We start from the raw sequence: 19,126 nt of genomic DNA on the forward strand, positions 1-19,126 counted from the left end.
GAGAACCGCATGCCCCAGACCGACAAGGCACCCCTGGACGCAGACGAAGAGCGCGTCACCCGCGCCCAGCGCCTGCTCATCCAACTCGGCGCCGCGCTGGTCTCGCACCCCTTCGACACCCACACCCACGACCGGCTGCGCGCCTTCCTCGCCGACGACGCCGACGACGTCCTCGCCTCCCTGGAAGTGCTGCGGCAGCGCCCGGAGACCGAGCTGCACCGGCGGATCGCCGAGCTGGCCGGTCACACCCTTCTGCCCGTTGGAGGCTCGGCATGAAGTCCGCATGGAACCGGCGCCCGGCCAAGGAAGCAGTCGCATCCGACACCGAACCGGAGCACTGGGACATCGACGAGGGACCGCAGGATGTGGGCGGCTGGTCGACCGGCGCCCAGGCGAACACGGTCGCCGCCATCCGCTGGACGGCCTGGGGCCTGCTCGTTCTCGGCCCGCTGCTCGGCGCGTTTGCGTACCTGTCGGCACCGGCCGGGGCCGGGCCGTCGCAGAAGAAGCCGGCACCCACCGCTGTGGCTGCCACCGGCGCCCAGGGCGCGGCCGGATTCGCCCAACTCTTCGTCGCCGCCTTCATCTCCGCGGGGGAGGACGACCAGGACAAGCTCACCGCGTACTACCCGAAGGCCACGAGCCTGCGGCTGGAGGGAGATTCAGACCGCCGCCGCGGCGAGCAGCTCACCGTCGTACGGCTGCGGCAGACCGACCGCGGCGTCTGGTCCGTCACGGTGGCCGCCCGGATCACCGACACGACGCCCCCGGCCGAGCCGAAGGACGGTGACCGGCCTGACGACAAGGACGACGCCAAGACCGCGGCCGCCCAGGCAGTCAGGTACTTCCAGGTGCCCGTCGCCACCGCCCCCACATCTGGCGGCGCGATCGGCTACACCGCCCTCGCGATGCCGGCCGAAGTCGCCGCCCCGGAGCGGATCGAGGCCCCGGCACTCGTCTACGGGCCTATGCGGCCGGCCCTGCCCGCCGACCCGCGCACGCAGGCGGTCACCGAGTTCCTGACCGCCTACCTCACCGGCGCCGGGGAGCTCGACCGCTACCTCGCCCCCGGCACGAAGCTCACCGCCATCGCCCCCGCGCCCTACACCGGCATCGCCGTCGACAGCCTCGCCATCGAGGGCGAGAAGGGCACCGAGCCTGTGACGAACGTGCCCGGCGACGGCACCCAGCTGCGGCTGATGGTCGCGCTGCGCGCCACCGGTCACGACGAGGTCCGCGCCCCGCTCACCTACGCGCTGACCCTCAAGGCCCGGGCCGGCCGCTGGGAGATCGCCAGCCTCGACGGCGCCCCCACGCCTGCCACCCCGCCCGCGACGTCCACCACACCCCCGGTTGCGCCCAGCGCGGCCCCCACTCCCAGTTCCCCTGCCACGACCACGCCCTGAGAAGGAGAAGCCCCCGTGAACGACACCGTCATCCTTGCCGCCGGCTGGATCCAGACCGGTACCGGCCTCGGTAACGACATCAAGGACCTGATCTTCAACGTCGCCATCCCCGTGCTGTGCGGCGCGTTCGTTGTGATCGTCGGCTTCAAGACGAAGGCCCCCGGCCCGACGATCATGGCCGTCATCTTCGCGGCGATCGTCTGGGGCGGCTCCGCGAACATGGACACCCTCAAGGACAAGACCACCGAGGACATCACCCAGTACGACGGCGGAGGCGGCACGCTCACTGGGCCGGGTGACCAGTGACCACCCACCTGGTCGACGCCGCCGAGGCCGACGGCGAGCTGATCGGACGCTGCTACACCAAGGCCCGCCGCGCCCCGCTGGTCCACGGTGTCATCCGGGACGTCAACGGCGGCCGCGGGATCCGGCTGCCGGGAGGCCCGTACACGCTCACCCAACTCGCGGCGATCGTGACGACCTTCGTGGTGCTGATCCTCACCCGCGCCGTCTGGGGCGGACACGGGTTCATGGACGCAGTGTTGCTGCTCGGCCTGCCGTTCGCGGCCGCTTTCGCGCTGCGGCACCTGCACATCGACGGCCGCAACCCCGCCGCCGCTCTGGTCAGCGTCATGACGATGCTGACCGGCCCCAAGTGGGGACGGCTGCACGGCCGGCCCTACCGGCACACCAGCCCCACCCGCCGTGACGCCCGCATCACTCTCGCCCCCTCCGGTGAACGCCCGACCCCTGCCGCCCCCGTGGCGCGGCCGACAACCGCCGCCACCGGACCCGCCGCGGTCGCGCCCGCCACCGGTGCCGCTGCCAACGCCCCCGTGGCGTCCGGCGTGCAGGCCCTGCTGGCCCGCCGCACCGCATCCGCAACCAAGGAGGATTGAGATGCGCCTGCCGATCCGGCACATCGAGGGCAACCTCGTCTTCACCACCCACGGCACCACCTGGGCGATCTGGCGCGTGGCCGCCGCCAACTACTCCCACGCGCCGACCACCGCAAAGAAGCGCCGGCTGAAGGCACTCGAGTCGCTGTTCAAGAGCCTCACCGGCGAACCGATGCTGATGTCGCTGTGCCCGCAGGTCGACCCGATCGCCGTGGTCCGCGCCATGGTCGCCGACGTCGACCTGAAGAAGTCGCCGCGCTACGAGCGGCTCGGCCACGCGGTCCTGGACCAGCTCGAGACCATGGAGCTCACCGGCCGCACCGACTGGCTCGCGATCCCGCTGCCGCCGACCTCCCGCAAGGACGCCGCCCTGTCCGCCTTCTCTGCGGCCAAGGCCGAAGTGGCCCTGCAGCTCGGGCTGATGCCCGCGCCCATCACCGGAGGGGAGATCGAGCGGCGCACCGAGCAGGCCACGCGGATGCACGCCCAGTGGCCCACGGGAGTCTCCATGCGCCCGGCGACCGAGGCAGAGATTCTGTGGATCTACGGACACAGCGCCCGCCGCGGGCTGGCGGAGCCGTTCCTGCCCGACGGCACCGAGCCGGGCGTGCGCGGCCGCGGCCGCACCGTCGCTGCGCTCGGGGAGGTCCTGCTCGCCGAGGGCGGCGCTGACTTCACCGACCGCAAGACCGTGCCCGGCAATCCGTTCGAGCGCCGCTTCCTGCAGGTCTCCTCCGAGTGGGGCGACTCCTACCAGGCCATGCTCGCGCTGTCCGAGATGCCGGAGGCCTTCGCGCTGCCCGGGGCGGCCTACCTGCAGCAGCTGGACGATCTGGCCTATCCGGTCGACTGGACGGCCCGCCTGGTCGTCACCCCCGGCTCCAAGGCCGAGGCCAAGACCCGTAAGCGGGCCCGGCACTTGAAGGCGCAGGCGGCGGAGTACCAGGGCGACCCGGCCGGCCCGCCTGCCGCGCTGGCGAAGAACGAGGCTGACAACGACGAGTACCGCGACCGGCTCACCGCCTCCGCCCGCGAGGTCGAGATCCGCGCCATGGTCACCCTCGCCGTGTGGGGCGCCACCGCGGACGACGCCCAGGACCGCGCTGCCGCCCTCGCGTCCGACTTCGGCGCCACCGACTACACCTTCAGCCGGCCGGTGGGGGAGCAGGCCAACCTCTGGCACGCCATGCTGCCCGGCTGCCGCACCCCCCGGGTGATGACCGGGTACGCCCAGTACCTGCTCGCCCGCGACTTCGCGATGGCCATGCCCTGGTGCGGCTCCCAGCTCGGGGACGAGCGCGGCGGCCTGTTCGGCCTGCAGCTCGCCTCCGGCGGCGCCCGCCCCGTCATGATCGACCCGGCCCGCGGACCCCGCGAGAACGCGTCCGCATCAATGGCGTTCATCGGCGAGCTCGGCGCCGGCAAATCCGTCGGGATGAAGTCGGCGGTCTACAACGTCCTGGCCCGCGGCCACCAGCCCGGCAAGCCCGGATCGCGCGGCCGTGCCGTCATCGTCGACCGCACCAAGGAAGAGGAATGGGCCCGCTTCGCCAAGGCTTGCCCCGGCACCACCCAGGTCCTCCGCATCGACCAGAGCGCCGAAGTCTCCCTCGATCCCTTGCGCCTGTACGTCAAGGACAGCCCCAAGGTCGCGGCCCGCTTCTGCGAATCGTTCCTGACCTTGCTGCTCGGCGTGAAGCCGATGGACCTGGAAGGAGTCGCCCTGTCCGAGGCCGTCCAGGCCGTCCTGGAGCGGCCCGAGCCGTCCATGGCAGCGTTGATGGACGAACTCACCCGCCGCGGCGAGCACGACGTGCCGGCCCGCAACCTCGGCCGGAAGCTCAAGGCCGTCGCCCGCAAGGACCTCGCCGCGGTCGTCTTCGACGACACCCTGCCGGTCGTCGACACCGCCCGCGCCGACTCCGTCGTCTTCCTCGTTAACTCCCTCGCCTTGCCGAAGAAGAGCGAGCTCGCCTCCGACCACCGCATCGAACGCCTGGAGTTCGAGAAGGTCCTGGGCCGCTCACTCATGTACCTCATCGCCGCCGTGGCGCGCGAGACCGTCATGCGCCACAAGAACGAGTTCGGCGTCGCCGTCTTCGACGAATGCTGGTGGCTCACCTCCAGCGACGAGGGCCTGGAGCTGCTCCTGGAACTCATGCGGGATGGCCGCAAGCACAACGCAGCCGCCTACGTCGGCAGCCACGACCCGGACGACATCGGCCCGGCCGACAGCGAGAAGGGCGCCATCATCCGCGGCCTGATCCCGCACCGGCTCCTGTTCCGTCAGACCACCCGCGCGCTGGCCTCCCGCGGGCTCGAGTTCCTCGGCGTCGACGCCACCGACGCCGAACTGCTCGACCTGGTCACCGCCGGCCTGTCACCCCTCGACCTGCCCGACGAAGAAAAACTCGCCCGCGCCGGCGAATGCCTCTACCGCGACCTGGCCGGCCGCATCGGCCTGATGAAGGTCCTCATCCCCGAAGACGAGGCCGTCAAGCGCGTCATCCACACCACCCCCAGCGACTACCGGGCCGCAGCATGACCACGATCCTCAACTGGCGCATGCGACTGCGCGCGCTGGGCTCCGCACGGCTGCGCCTTGCGCTGCTCTTCGCAGCTGTCGCCGCCACCACCCTCACCCTGCTCACCGCCCTGCCCGCGCACGCCGAGCCCACCCCCACCCCGAGTACGCCCGCCGCCCCGGGGCAGCGCACGCCCACGCCGGAGGAGATGGAGGAGATCGAGCAGTTCCTCAAGGAGCAGGGCGAGCGGCTGAGTAAGTCCGCCCAGGCGGCGATGCTCGAAGGGGAGAAGGAGCGGCTGCGCAAGCTACTGCCCGACGAGGGCGGCGTCCTCGGCGTGTTCAACGTGACCGACAAGAACGGGCTGCCGATCAGCGTCTACACCGTCAAGTCGGACACCGGCGACCTGCTCGACTGGGACCTCGGCATCCAGAACGTGCTCGCCGAGCTCTGCTTCATGTTCACCAAATGGGCGATCGCGTTCTGCTGCTGGCTCATTGCCTGGGCCCTGTCCTTCGGCCTGGCCAAGCTCCTGCTCGCCCCGGTGCTCTCCGTCGCCAACTCCCTGCACACGCGCGTGATTCTGGAGATGGGGCTCCCGGCGCTGTTCCTGTCGGTGTGCGCCCTGGTCTGCGTCGCACGCATCTTCTTCGGCGACAAGGCCCGTGGCTGGGGCGACGCCGCCCTGTCGCTCCTCCTGGCCGGGCTGACGGCCACCCTGCTCGCCTCGCCGCCGCAGACACTGCTGGGGGATGAGACCGGAGCCATCGCCGTCACCCGCAACCTGGCTCTGGAAGTCGCCGACGTCATCCTCGACGCCAGCCCGCGCACCCCCGAGAAGAACGATGGGGTGACCACCCCGGCTACCGGAACCACACTGTCGCGGCCGCTGACCGACGCACTCACCGACGCCTTCATCGTCAAACCGGCCATGCTCCTGCAGTACGGGCGCGTCTTCGACGACAAATGCGCCACCGAGTACGCCGATACCCGGCTCGAGCAGCTCGCGTTCGACCGAGCCGTCAACTCACAGTCCAAAAAGATCAAGAAGTACAGCGAATACGCCGACTACCTCAGCCCGAGCAGCTGGGTCGGCCTGCCCGGCGCCTCCGACGTCATCAACGCCGGCGTCGACGCCTCCACCCGCTGGGGCGTCGACCACTTCGGCGACCCGCCGATGGACCGCTTCGAGGAGAAATGCGTACCGGGCGACGTTGACGCCGCCAAGAAGGCGTCCTGGGACAAGGTGGGCGGCGCCGTATTTCTCCTCATCGCCGCCATCATCGTCACCATCCTCATCTCTGCGCTGGCCGGCAGCTTCCTCATCGCCCAGTGCCGCATCGCCTGGGATGCCATCCGGGGAGAGCCCGCCCTGATCGCGGGCACCATCCCTGGCGCCGGCCGCGCCTTCCTCTGGAACTGGGCCGCATCCGTCCTGCGCTCACTGGGTCAGATGCTCGTATCCGTCCTCGCACTCGCCGTGCTCATCGTCATCGTCCAGGCCGTCCTCAACCCCGAGCTCGATCCCAGCCTCGACCCGATCCATGAGACATGGGAGGGGCGCGAACTGACACTGCGATTCCTCGTCGTGGACATCGTGTGCATCGGCGCCATCAAAAAGCGTAAGCAGCTCGCAGCCCGCTCCAAGCAGGTCGCATCCAACTTCCGGGCCAAGATGTCCGGTACCCGCGTCGGCGGCACACACGGCTCCATCTTCACGGCGCCAGCGACATCAACCGTGCCCAAGAACCGCCACATCGGTCGCAAGGTCGCCCGCGGCGCCGTGCGTACCGCCGTGGTCGGCGTCTCCCTCGCACACGGCAACGTCCTTACCGCCGCGGCCTACGCCATGCCGCAGACCGTGGGCGCCACCGCCCTGATGTCCCGCATGCAGACCGCCGGCCGCCGCGGCCACCCCCATCGCGCCCGTCCAGCCGGGCGCCCCACGTCCCTTCCTGGCACACAGCCCGGGAATCGGTCGGGCAGCCCCGGAGGAGCCTCCCGACCCCCGCAGGCCCCGCAAGGGCCCCAGCCGAACGCCCCCCAGGCTGCTCGGCTGCCCCAAGCCAGCCCGTCGCCCCGGCCGGCCCCCTCGCACACCCGGCCCGTCCCGGCGGGCCGGACTCCTCGCCCGCGGACCGCTCCCACCGCTCCACGGGCGACCGGCTCGGGCACGACCGGCAGCGCTCCCGCTGCCAGCCGGCCGAACCGTCCCCGACTGCATGTACAGGCACACCGAGCCGTCTCGCGCCGTACCCAGCAGGCGGCAACGCCTCCCCGTACGGACACGAACGGTCCGTACGACGTCGACCCCTATCTCGCCGGTCCCGAGGACCCGGACGCTCCGCAGGGCTCAGCATGACGAAGAAGGGCAAGAAGTGGCTGGCCGGCGGCGCCAGCCTGGTGGTGCTGGCGATCGTCCTTCTGGGCGCGATCGCCGCGCACGTCACGGGCATCGGGCAGAGTGAAGCCGCGGCCGCACAGACCCAGTGCACCACCGGGGACGCAGGCATGGACGCCGACACCGCCCAGGTCGCCCAGCAGGTGAAAGCGGTACTCGCCGGCAGCAGGGGAGATGTCAAGGTCTCCGGCCTGCCCTCCCCCAAGGAACAGATCCCCCACGCGAAAGCCATCGTGGCAACGGGCGTGCAGATGAGGATCCCGGCACGCGGCCAAGTCATCGCGCTTGCCACGGCACTGCAGGAGTCAGGGCTACGCAATCTGGACTACGGCGACCGCGACAGCCTCGGCCTGTTTCAGCAGCGGCCTTCACAGGGCTGGGGCACCCGCGAGCAGGTTCTGGACCCGGTGTACGCCTCGACGAAGTTCTACAAGGCACTGAAGTCCCTGAAGGACTGGGAGAGCATGCCGCTCACCGTCGCCGCCCAGAAGGTACAGAAGTCCGGATTCCCCGACGCGTATGCCAAGCATGAACCGCTAGCCACCGTCCTGCAGCAGGGCATCGCTCCAACGCTCGGCGCAGAAACCGCACCCGCCGGCCCGCCCGCGTTCGCCGGAGGCTTCGGCGCTGGCTGCGTCCCGCAGACCACCACCGACTACGGCGAAATCCCCGCAGGCAAGCTGCCCGAGGGCTACCAGGTTCCCGTCAACGCCCCTCTTCAGGTCCGCAACGCCATCCGTTGGGCACTCGGTCAGCTCGGCACCCCGTACCAGTGGGGCGGCACCTGCACCAACGCCCACGGCACCAACCCCCGCGACCGGTGCGACTGTTCCTCCCTGATGCAACGCGCTTACGGCATCGCCGGCATCGAGATCTCACGCACCACGTACAAACAGATCAACGACGGGCGGGCTGTACCATCGGGCGCTCTTCAGCCGGGTGACCTGGTCTTCACCGAGGGCAGCGCGTCCCGGCCCGAGCACGTGTCCATGTTCATCGGGGACGGCCTGGTCGTGCATGCACCACGGCCGGGGCGGGTCGTGGAGGTGGCCAAGCTCGCGGGCCACGGCAAGCTGCTGGTGGCCCGCCGGATCGTCAGCTGACCGCACACCGCGCCGCGGTCGCACATGCGGGTGGTGATCGGACAGCGCCGACCGAAACGGCCGCCGGGTACAGGCGGGTTGAACAGGTTATGCAAGAACTGATCATATATGCCCTGGTTGTTGCGACCCTGAGCGTAAGTCCAAATCCGGCATGAAGCTGGGTCGCGAAGTCCCGCCTCAAGCCCCGCGTGTGCATGCAACTCAGGTGACTCCCGGGCGCGGGGAGGGGTCTGCAAACTCCTCCCCTCATGGCGCCTGTTGGGCGCCGAGCACGGACAGGCAGCTGTCCCTTGACAGCGAACCCAGTCGCTTGCCAACGAACCGAGCCCGATCGAGGTCGGACAGGGAACGGCGTCTGCCTGAGCAAATACCCCCGCGTCCCATGGCGTTGTCCACGATGATGTCGTAGTGCGAGTGACCCGACTGCTGATATCTGACTTCCGGGGCTGGAAATCCCTCGACCTGCGCCCGCGCGATCACGCGGTCGTGGCCGGCGTTCCGCGTGCCGGCCGCACCGATGTCATCGAGGCGCTGGCTCGCGTGCTCGACCCAGGGGTTGCGCATCCCCCGTCCCTGTCCGACCTCCACCAGAGTGCGCCGGAAGGGGAGGAGGAGAGCCAGAGTGTCGATTCCGATACCGGCCCGGAGGGGGCACTTCCTGAGTCAGCGGCGTCGATCCGGGCGTCCGCTGCCGAGGTGGAGGTCACCCTTGCTGACCTCGACCCGGAGGTCGAGCAGTTGGCCGACGGCTATCTCCAGCCGCTCGACCATTCTGGGTCCGCCTCCGAGAGCGATGAGGCGGACTCTTCCGCTCCCCAGTGCGTTCGCCTTACGTATCGGCTCAGCTACGACCGTGAGACCGAGACGCTGGAGACCGTGGTCTACTACCCGGCGCGCAGTAACCCGGAGACCGGGCAGTATGCGCGGGTGCCGGCTCCTGTACGCCGGGCGCTTCCCGTCATTACTCTGAATGCGCAAGTTCCCCTGCAGCTTCGAGCGGGCGGAAACCTGCGCCGGTACGTCGAGGAACGCGACCCCAAGGCGGCCGTCGCCACGTTCGAGATCTTGCGCGACGCGGTCGGCCAAGCGGTGGCCGATCTGTCCGCGGATCCGGCCATCACCGAGGCCGTGGACGCTGTGCTGGCTGTCGGCGGCACCGGCAAACGGCTCGGGGACAGCCCGATCACCGCCGAAGACATCGGGTTCCTCGCCGAGGACGGCTCTGTCACTGCGCTCTTGCGCACTCTGCGGGCCGCGCTGCGGCTGGATTCCGCCGGACCGCTGGCCCTGGCAAACCACGGCAGTACTGTGACCGCCGTCCTCTCCACGGCGGAAGCCATGCTCCTCGCCGACGTCCCTGGCGCGGTCGTGCTCGCCGACGACTTCGGAGACCAGCTCGACGCCGCCACCGCCGAGCATCTGGCCTCACTGATCCGCAACCGATCCGGACAAACCTGGCTGTCGACCCGCCGGCCCGAAGTTGCGCGAGCATTCGAACCCGGCGAGGTGGTCCGCCTCGTCCGCCACGGCGGCCACCGGGCGCACCACCAGCTTCCCCAAGCCAGTGACCGCAAGCAGCTTGTCGCCCACCGACAGCTCCACACTCAACTGCTTCCCGCGCTCACAGCGCCAGTCGTCGCGGTCACCGAGGGCCCACACGATGTCGCGGTCCTCGGAATGGCCAACCGTCGGTCCTCTTCGAGCAGGTTGCCTCTGTCCGCCTACGGAGTCCGTCTCGTCGCCGCCGGGACTGGCAACGACGGTGGCATCGACCAGGTCCCTCAAATCGCCAACCTCGCCAAGCAACTAGGCTTCCGCGTTGTTGGCGTTGTCGATGGCGACAAGCCGTCGCAGCAGTCAGTTGCGCAGCTCGAAAGGGTCGCGAAGGCGTGCGACGTCGTCATCAGGCTCCCGGAGAAGACCGCGATCGAACGCGCGATCACCGCCGGCGTCTCGTTGGCACATCTCGAGGCCGCTAGCTCGGTCCTTACCGCGTTCGGGCAGACAGACCCCCTGTCAGCCGAAGCCACCGAGCAGACCGTCAAGAAGCTCTGCCTGGTGCTCCACAGCAAGGGCCTGCACGAGCCCTTCCTCGACACCCTCTACCGAGAGCTGCAGCCGGAACCTGCGGACGCGGAAGAGCACAATGGGGAGGAGCCGGAAGAAGAGCAGCCCTTCGTACACCCGCCTCTCCTGGTGGCCATTCTGGACGCCATCGCCACGGCCGCCAGCTCCAGTTACACCGGTCCCACGCTGATCGACCTTGAGGATGTCGGCCGCCCTGGCGAGGGCGCAGCGTGAGTTACGAGGCAAAGGGCGAACAGCTAGACATCATCCAAAGCACCGCGCCGGTGCTCGTGGTGCTCGGGGGTGCTGGCACGGGCAAGACCACCACCGCCGTGGCAGCAGCGCGCCGCCACCTCAAAGACGCCGACGAACGCTTGGCACTCCAACGCCGGGCGGCACATCTGTCGGGACGCAGGACGAAGCTGCCCGCCCCTGAACACGTCCTCTTCCTCACCTTCTCCCGCACCGCAGTGGCGCAGATCATCGACCGCTCGTCCGACGTGATCGGACCGCTGGCGCCCCGCCTGGAAGTCGCCACCTTCCACGGCTTTGCGTGGCGCATCATCAACAGCTTCGGACCGCATCACGGTTACCCCCAGCCCCTGACCGTGCTCAGCGAAGCGCAGCGCCTTTTCGGCGGGGCACAGCACGGCCTCACCTACGACCAATTGGTCCCGGCAGCGTTGGAGTTGCTCGGCCTGGAGAAGGTTCGCGACCACTACAGCGGCCGGTACGGCCTGGTGATCTGTGACGAGTTCCAGGACACCGACGACCAGGAATGGCAGTTTTTCCAGCAGATCGCATCGGCCGCGCGCCGTATCCTGCTGGGCGACGCCAACCAGTGCATCTACGCGGGCTTCAAGCACATCGACGCCGACGCCCGGATCGCCACGGCGATGCAGCTGCCTGGCGCCGACAAGATCCCTTTGCCGCCGCTCAGCTACCGCGACCCAAGCGGAACCCTGCCGGCCGCCGCCGAAGCCGCCCTGCGACGCGACTTCACCCACCCCGCCATCCGCACGGCCGCCGCCGCGGGTCGCATCTCGGTCACCGACTACACCGACGGCCACGGACACGCCGAGGTCATCGACCTCGCGCGTCGCGCTCGCAAGGACGGCCACACCGTCAGCATCTTCACCCACACCAACCTGGCGACCTCCAGCCTGTCCGACGCACTCATGGCCGACGGCCTCGTACACGAGCAGGTCGGTCTCACCGAGGCATACGCTGAAGCCCTCGCCGCACAGCTCGCCCTGGTGAAGTACGCAGCGAGCGTCGCTGACTCTGGGGTTCTCCGCGCGCTGGCCGTCTACGTCCAGGCCACGGAGCGGAAGGGGAGAAGGGTGGTGCCGCTCGCCGAGCAGATGCTCAACCCGACGACCAACCCGCCCCTCCACAACGCGCTGAAGCGACTGGCGCGGGATCTACGAGCCTCTGTCGGCGAAGGTGGTCAGCCGGGCGTTACGACGCTCGCCGAGGTGGTCACGAACGCCTACAACATGGTCGGTGCTTCCCGCGGCCAGGAGACCTGGATTCAGGCGGCCCGTCAGACGCGCATCGCGCTTCGTCACTTCGGTGAGGGCTGCGACACTGCCGCGGTCGAGCAGGAACTGCGCCGAGCACGCGACGAAGCCCTGGTCGGGGCAGGGGCAGTCCGGCGAGCACCAATCCAGGTCATGAACCTTCACCAGACCAAGGGCCGCGAAGCCGACACCACGATCCTGCTGCTCGGGAGCGACGAGTTCCACGGTCAGGAGGGGGAGCCGTACCCGACCGGCTCCAAGCTGTTGTACGTCGTGATGACCCGCGCCAGGAGGAACGCGTACCTCGTCGTTCCCAACCTGGTGCACGGCCTTTGGGAACCTCTCGTCACGGCAGTGCGGTAGGCCCAGCCCGCCGGCGATTCCTCAGCGGCTGGAGCACAGTGGGCCCACCGGGCACGGGTCCCGTCCGGCTGCGGGCCGAAGCAGGAAGGCACGACTAGGTTCGCTGGCAGGTATCCCAATGCGGCTGGATTCGCTGTCAAATGACTCAGAATGGCGAGGGACAGCAGCCCGCCGCAGCACCCCGACCGAATGCAAAGGCATGACAAAGTCTCACGGTCGGTGTCTGAATCGGCCGTGCGGCCTGACTTGGTCCAGGTGAAGGGAGTTCAACCCGCACCGATCAGGAGGCCACCGTGCAGGACATCCCAGCGCTCTGGATGACCGACCGGCTGCCGGCATGAACATCGCCGACCTGTCGGCAGCCGCCGAAATCCTCGCCGACGCCGGCACCTGGGCCAGTACCGCAGCCCCGTACCTGGCGGCCGCTTCCCCAGCCGCCCTGGCAGCGTGGCTCTGGTGGGCCATCAGGCGTGCTCGCCTCGTACGGGCCGCCCTCGCCCACAGGGTCACCGTGGAAGTCGTGCCCACGTCCACCTTCGACCCGAGCGAGGGTGAAGTGGGCCGCTGGGCACGCCAGCTGGGGCGCGTCCACCATTCCACTCAAGGCGTCCCGGCTCGCGGCTCGGCCGCCCGGCTGCGCTACAGCGCCGAAGACGGCAAGATGCGCTGCTTCCTCGAGGGCCCCGCCACCGCGGCCGCCGTCCTGTCCATGCCTGGCTTCGCCGAGGTCGAAGTCCGTGCCCACCGCGCGCAGAAGGACATCCAGCCGGTCCGCTTCCCCGCACCGCGCGAGGGAGCGAAGTGACCGCCACCGCCGACTTCGCCAAGCCCCCTGCCGCCCCGCGGCCGCCCGCCCGCCGCTACGTGCAGCGCGCCGAGCTCACTGTGGCCATGGGCGACCAGAAGCCGCTGGCATCCCTCGGCCTCAACCCCGATCCGCTCCAGCAACTGGCCGCCGCTATGGCTTCGGTACGCACCGAGGCCGGCGAGCGCGCCGATGTCGTCCTGGACCTGGTCCCCGTTCGAGAACGGCATCTCTCCCGCCGCCGCCGCCGGCTGCTCGCCCAGTCCAAACGCCGCGGTCCCTCCGCATACGGCGAGCGCCTGTCCGGTGGCCGCGGCGGGGGAGGGGTGTGGGGCTCGGTCACCGCCGCCTGGTCCGGCGGCAAGACGTCCGGCGGCGGTCGTGGCGAGCGGCTGCCCCGCATGACCGACCTGCGCGACGGAGTCGGCAAGTTCGACCCGGCGGCCGGCGCCGTGTTCGCTGTCCAGCTGCTGCTGCGCACCGAGGCTGGACACCCGCAGGCGGCACTGGCCCGCATGAACCAGCTGCTCGCCGCGTTCGCCGCCACCTCCGGCGAGAACTACCTCAAGCCCCGCCGACCGCGCACCCGCTGGCGGATCTCCCACTTCGACCGGCGCTTCGCCACCGGCGAGTTCGCCCCCCGCAAACGCCAGTGGCTGACCGTCCCGGAGCTCGCCGGCTTCCTCAAGCCGCCGACCGTGAAATGCCGCGCCTCCAGCGTCGTGCGCTCCGGCGGCCTGGTCCCGCCCGCCCCGTCGGACCTGCCCGTCTACACCGGCCAGCCGGACCTGGTGCCGCTCGGCGCCGTCATCTACTCCGACGGCCGCGAGCGGATCGGCGCCGCCCGCGTAAAAGACCTGCTCTTCGGTCTCCAGCTGGGCAAGTCCGGCCACGGCAAGACCGAGGCCGCGCTGGTGCAGTGCATCGCCATGGCCCACTCCGGATACGGCACCTGGTTCCTCGACCCGCACGGCGAGGGATGGGTGCGGGCGAAGCCGTATCTGGCCCACCCCCACATCGCCTCACGCGTCTGGGAGATCAACCTCGCCCACGCCGAGCCGGACCACCTGGTGGCGTCCTGGAATCCGCTGTCCATGGAAGGCCGCACCCTCAGCGCCGTGAAGGACGTTGTCCGCTCGGTCACCGAAGGCATCGCCGCAGCCCAGGACTGGGGCGACAACGCCCCGCGCGCCCGAACCATCCTGGCCCGCGGCGCCCAGGCCCTGGCCCTGCTCAACCACCAGGCCGTCCAGGCCGGCGAACCGGACACCCAATGCACCCTGTTCCAGCTGCGGAGCTGGCTGACGGATGAGGACTGGCGCGAGCAACTGCTCCCGAAGCTGCCGCAGCGGGTGCGCGACTACTGGGAGAAGACGTTCCCGAAACTCGCCAAGGACGCCGTGCCGACCGTCACCTACGCCATCGACCGGCTCGACACCTCCCCGGCGCTGCAGGCCTTCTTGGGCAGCCCGCGCTCCGCGTACGACGTCCGCACCGCGATGGACACCAGCCGCGTCGTGTTCGTCTGCCCCTCCGGCAGCGAGAGCGACGCTCTCGTCTCCTGCCTGCTCATCCACGACCTGCACCGCGCGGGCCTGTCCCGCCAGGACACCCCGCGCGAGGAGCGCAAGACGTTCTGGGCCTGGGGAGATGAGCTCACCGCCCTGGACTCCTCGTCGAAGGGCTTCCTCGCCGCCATCGCCGAGCAGCTGCGCAAGTACGAGGTGCGGTTCATCGGCATGACACAGATGGCACTGCGCCTGTCGGCCATCACCCGCCAGTCCCTGCTGCAGAACCAGTCCCTGCTGTCGACGTGTGCCGCCGACTTCGACGAGGCCGCCTTCGTCGCCCGCCGCTGGAACAGACACATTACGCCGGAAATCATCACCGAGCTCCCGAAATACCACTACGTCATGTCGATCAACCTCAACGGCACCCCGACCAAGCCCTTCCGCGTTCGCGGGTTGCCGGTCGAGGAGCTGTTCGCCCACTACGACAACCCTGCCGGCGTGCCTGACCTGGACAAGGCCATCGACACCAACCTCCGGCGCCGGCCCGTCGGGGAAATCCTCGCCGCCCTCGAGGACCTGGACGCCGTCGTGCTCGCCCACCACACCGGCCGCAGACCGGGCACCGCCGACGACCCCACCACCCTCATCGACTGAAAGGGAGCATGCGATGCCGTACCCGCACACCGGCCCCACTGGCCTGGGCCAGATCGCCCAGCAAGCCGCCCAAGTCCTCTACCAGCACCGCCTGGTCTCCACCCGCCAGCTGCACCAGCTCATCACCCCGCACCACACCCGCACCGAATACCTGCGCCGACAGCTCCACACCCTGCGGGAAGCCGGCCTCGCCGAGACCGTCGGCCGGCGCCTGTCCGGCCAGACCGAACTGCTGTGGTGGCTGACAGAGAAGGGCGCGGGCGCCGTCGAATCGGTCGGCCTGCTCCCACAGCGCCCGTACCGAATGAGCCCCGAAGCCGCCCTCGGCCCACTGCAGGAACACACCCTCGCCACCGTCGACACGGGCCTAGCGTTCGTTGAATGGGCCCGGCGCCTCGGCCACGAGTGCGCCCCGCTCGACTGGTCACCCGAAACCGCGCACTACTACCGCGACGACACCCGCCCAGGCGAGGACCTCAGCCTCGTACCCGACGCCGTGCTCAACTACGTCCACACCGACACCAAGGCCAGGCAACGCACCCTGCTCACCTTCTTCATCGAGGTCGACCGCACCCAGATGACCATCGCGCGCCTCGCGCAGAAGCTCCACTCCTACGCCGTCTACCACGCGTACACCCCGCAGCAGCCCGGCCGCGGGGCCAGAGCAGGGCGCCGTTCCACGACCACCCCAGCCTGGCGCTACCGCTATCCAGCCTTCCCCCGCCTGCTTATGGTCCTCACCGGCGCCTCCGATTCCCGCCTGGCCCGTCGTGTCGCAGACCTGCGCAGCCTCGCCGCCAGCGACCCCACGCTCACCAACACCGGACTGCGCGCCGGAGTCGCCGCGCTCGGGCAGCTCCAGGACCACGGCCCATTCGAGCCCATCTTCACCCCAGTCCTCGGGCCAGACGTCCCTACCGACGCATGGCTGAGTCCCGTCAGCCTCGCAGCTTGAGAAAGGAAGTCAGTCATGTTCCTCGGTCGCTTCAGGCGCACCACGGCAGCACCGGCCACGCCCCCGGTCCCACGGTCACGAACCTGCGACGGACTCGACGCGCTCACCGCACCCTTTTCACCGCTGATCGGAGAACTCATGGCGCTGTACTGCCACACGCGGCCACTCGGCGCCCTCTCACAGGACGAGCGGTGCCCGGCCGAGTACCAGCTCATCGCGCGCTCGGTCATTCACCACATCCTGGAAGGCTGGCAGAACCAGACAGAGGGCCGCGGCACGATAGAGGACCTCCTCCTCCAAACGCGACACACAGTGACCCGGCCCGCGCCGGACGTGCTCTCGTACTAAATCTCGAGCTCCGGGCAACAGCGATCCTGCGGCCCCCTACTGCCTCGGGCAGACGACTCACTGGCCCCCACGGCGCCGCCAACGAACCGAAGATGCCGACTCGCCGGCACCCGGCCCCGCACGTCGAAACTTCCTCTACCGGTCGGCGACCTCAAGTGATGGGCCCGCATCAGGCCATACGCCGCCACCTGTTGGCTGGCGACGTATGAGGGGACTTACACCACCTGCCCTGGAAAACGGTCCCTCCTTGCTTCAGTCCCTCGACAAAAAACGCAGATCAGAGCGCCGGACGAGGGACCGAAGGGACCGAAGGGACCGAAGGTGCCTGTTTCCAGCAGCGTGCGCGCGTGTGTATGCCCGCGTACACAAGGCATACCTGCACATACCTCTGGTGCGCTCATAACTAGGAAGTTGGGTCCCTTCAGTCCCTCCTCTGAGACGTGCAAGCCTCTGACCTGCACAAACGGATGAGGGACTGAAAGGGGACCGAAGAGCCCCCTTACTGGAGTCCTTTCCGGTTTCTCGGCCCCCTCGCCCCCTCGCGAGGGACTCAGGGACCGAAGGGACTGATTTTTCAATAAGTGCTCATGCCTCCCACGAAGCAAGGGACGTCTGCGCTAGGCTCTGCCCCTTATAAGGGAAAGTCAGTCCCTTCAGTCCCTCAGTCCGTCTCAACAGCCCCCTGACCAGGCAAAATGCCGGGGACTGAGTCGAAGGACCCAACCCCTGGCCAGACACACGAGGAACGGACGCGACGACAGTGCAGCGCCATGCCGGCACGGCTTCTCCCGGAGTCGCGCAGCCGCCGCGACCCGTGGACGTCGCACGGTGGCTCGCAGACCGTCAGTGGCCCGTCCATCCCCTTGCCCCTGGGCGCAAGACCCCGGCCGCCAACTGCGAACTGTGCCGCACCCGCTCACACGATCCCTCGCAGTGCCCCTGCCACGCTCAGGGCCTGTGGTGCCACGGATTCCACAGTGCGACCACCGACCTCGTCCTGATCGACTCTTGGTGGACCAGGGAGCCCCGCGCAGGCGTTGGCGTGTCCTGCGGTCCGGCGCATCTGGTCGTCCTGGACGTTGACGCCCATGCCACCCAAGTGCCAACCCGCGACCGCCTCCTGCCAGGCATCCCCATCCCGAACGCGGTGAACCTCGACGGACTTGCGTCAGGCTTCGACACTCTGGCTCTCCTCGCGGCCTACCGGCAGGAGAGGAACCCGGCCGAGGACGACACAACTCTGCGCGTACGCACCCCCTCAGGCGGGCTGCACATCTGGTACCTGAACCCTGACCCCCACGTCCGTTACCGCTCGTCCACCGGCTCCAGCCCCAAGACGGCCCTGGCCTGGCAGGTCGACGTACGGGCGCACGGCGGATACATCGTCGCCCCCGCCACCCGTACCTCCGCCGGCGTCTACACCCCCCTCGGATCCGTACGCGAAGCCGCACCCCTCCCCGCCTGGCTGGCAGCCGAACTGACGCGCACCGGACACGTCATACAACCGCGGCCCGTCCCCGGCCCGCGCCCGCACAGCAGCCCCCGCCCCCGATCCGGCGCGGCTCAGACACTCCTCCAGCCACTCATCGAGACCGTTCGTGAATGCGCCGCTCAAGCAGAAGGAACCAGTTTCACCGAAAAGCTCAACCGAGCCGCCTACACAGCAGGCGGACTTGTCGGAGCAGGTCACCTCAACCAGACCGAAGCCCGCCAAGAGCTGGCAGAAGCCGCTCACTATGCTCGTCCCCACCAGACCCGCCGCAGCGAAACGATCATCGACGCAGCCCTTTCCGCAGGCGCCAGCCGCCCGTTCCACCCCAAAGGACTCGCATGAGTAGCGCCGAGAGCAGCCGCTTCGACGCCGCCGCCGCCGCTCAGCAGATGCTCGACATCGAGGCTGCCGCCCCTGCCTGGGTCCCTCCTCAGCAAGTCCAGCCCCCCGCCGCGGCCGACAGCCCCGCTCTGCTGCCGCCCATGCTCACCGACCGGGGAAACGCCAAACTGTTCGCCCAGCTCTACAGCGACCAGTTCCGCCACGTGGAGGGCCTCGGCTGGTACTGCTGGGACCAGTTCCGCTGGAAGCGAGTGGGCGGCGAGAAGGCCGCCCTGTGGGCCGCCGGCGACATGGCCGAACAGATGGCGGCCACCGACCCCCGCGGCATCTTCAGCGACAGGGAGATCGCCCAGCACCGCCGCCGCACCATGTCCACCAGCGGCATGAAAGCCCTGCTCCATCAGGCCAAGGCCGCACCCGCGCTCAGCCTCGACCCAGACGTCCTCGACGGCGACGCCTACGCCCTGTGCACCCCCGCTGGCGTGATCGACCTGCGCAACGGCCGTCTACGCAAGCCCGATCCGCTACGCGACCTCCACTCCCGCGCCACCAACGTGGCCCCCCAAGCCATGCCCACCCCGCGCTGGCACGCCTTCCTGGACGACACCTTCGGCGACGACGCCAAAGGCCAGGAAATGATCGACTTCCTGCACCTGCTACTGGGCTACTCCATCACCGGGGACGTCGGCGCGCAGGTGCTGCCCTTCCTGTGGGGCAAGGGCGCCAACGGCA

At 69.4% G+C, this 19,126-nt stretch carries 13 protein-coding genes and 1 pseudogene; all 14 read left to right on the top strand.

The window, feature by feature from the left end:
- Window positions 1–9: 9 nt before the first annotated feature.
- Window positions 10–276, top strand: coding sequence for a hypothetical protein (locus AC067Z_RS31875; protein WP_478793128.1), 267 nt, complete (start codon window positions 10–12; stop codon window positions 274–276).
- Window positions 273–1,406: a conjugal transfer protein gene (locus AC067Z_RS31880; protein WP_478793129.1), complete on the top strand. Its 1,134-nt coding sequence runs from the start codon at window positions 273–275 to the stop codon at window positions 1,404–1,406. The genes AC067Z_RS31875 and AC067Z_RS31880 overlap by 4 nt, the downstream gene beginning before the upstream one ends.
- A 15-nt stretch (window positions 1,407–1,421) precedes the next feature.
- The gene (locus tag AC067Z_RS31885; RefSeq protein ID WP_467233172.1) at window positions 1,422–1,712 is read left to right on the top strand and encodes a hypothetical protein; all 291 of its coding nucleotides are present in this window, start codon (window positions 1,422–1,424) and stop codon (window positions 1,710–1,712) included.
- A complete protein-coding gene (locus AC067Z_RS31890; protein ID WP_478793130.1) occupies window positions 1,709–2,305 on the top strand; it encodes a hypothetical protein in 597 nt (198 codons plus the stop codon). The genes AC067Z_RS31885 and AC067Z_RS31890 overlap by 4 nt, the downstream gene beginning before the upstream one ends.
- Before the next feature lies 1 nt (window position 2,306).
- Window positions 2,307–4,850: an ATP-binding protein gene (locus AC067Z_RS31895; protein ID WP_478793131.1), complete on the top strand. Its 2,544-nt coding sequence runs from the start codon at window positions 2,307–2,309 to the stop codon at window positions 4,848–4,850.
- The gene (locus AC067Z_RS31900) at window positions 4,847–7,192 is read left to right on the top strand and encodes a hypothetical protein (protein WP_478793132.1); all 2,346 of its coding nucleotides are present in this window, start codon (window positions 4,847–4,849) and stop codon (window positions 7,190–7,192) included. The genes AC067Z_RS31895 and AC067Z_RS31900 overlap by 4 nt, the downstream gene beginning before the upstream one ends.
- A complete protein-coding gene (locus tag AC067Z_RS31905; RefSeq protein WP_478793133.1) occupies window positions 7,189–8,334 on the top strand; it encodes a C40 family peptidase in 1,146 nt (381 codons plus the stop codon). The genes AC067Z_RS31900 and AC067Z_RS31905 overlap by 4 nt, the downstream gene beginning before the upstream one ends.
- 414 nt (window positions 8,335–8,748) lie before the next feature.
- Window positions 8,749–10,635 carry a hypothetical protein gene (locus AC067Z_RS31910; RefSeq protein WP_478793134.1) on the top strand — a complete coding sequence of 629 codons (1,887 nt, stop codon included), beginning with the start codon at window positions 8,749–8,751 and terminating at the stop codon, window positions 10,633–10,635.
- The gene (locus AC067Z_RS31915) at window positions 10,632–12,287 is read left to right on the top strand and encodes a UvrD-helicase domain-containing protein (RefSeq protein WP_478793135.1); all 1,656 of its coding nucleotides are present in this window, start codon (window positions 10,632–10,634) and stop codon (window positions 12,285–12,287) included. Before AC067Z_RS31910 ends, AC067Z_RS31915 begins: the two co-directional genes overlap by 4 nt.
- Window positions 12,288–12,624: 337 nt before the next feature.
- Window positions 12,625–13,092, top strand: coding sequence for a hypothetical protein (locus AC067Z_RS31920; RefSeq protein WP_478793136.1), 468 nt, complete (start codon window positions 12,625–12,627; stop codon window positions 13,090–13,092).
- Window positions 13,089–15,257 (top strand): type IV secretory system conjugative DNA transfer family protein, encoded by a 2,169-nt coding sequence (locus AC067Z_RS31925; protein ID WP_478793137.1) that lies wholly within the window; start codon window positions 13,089–13,091, stop codon window positions 15,255–15,257. The genes AC067Z_RS31920 and AC067Z_RS31925 overlap by 4 nt, the downstream gene beginning before the upstream one ends.
- A gap of 13 nt (window positions 15,258–15,270) precedes the next feature.
- A complete protein-coding gene (locus tag AC067Z_RS31930; RefSeq protein ID WP_478793138.1) occupies window positions 15,271–16,212 on the top strand; it encodes a replication-relaxation family protein in 942 nt (313 codons plus the stop codon).
- Between the two features lie 1,108 nt (window positions 16,213–17,320).
- The gene (locus AC067Z_RS31935) at window positions 17,321–18,394 is read left to right on the top strand and encodes a bifunctional DNA primase/polymerase (protein WP_478793139.1); all 1,074 of its coding nucleotides are present in this window, start codon (window positions 17,321–17,323) and stop codon (window positions 18,392–18,394) included.
- Window positions 18,391–19,126, top strand: a pseudogene (locus tag AC067Z_RS31940) (DNA primase); the annotation flags it as partial. The gene AC067Z_RS31935 and the pseudogene AC067Z_RS31940, both read left to right, overlap by 4 nt.

The sequence above is a fragment of the Streptomyces sp. NPDC043812 genome, assembly GCF_056436245.1.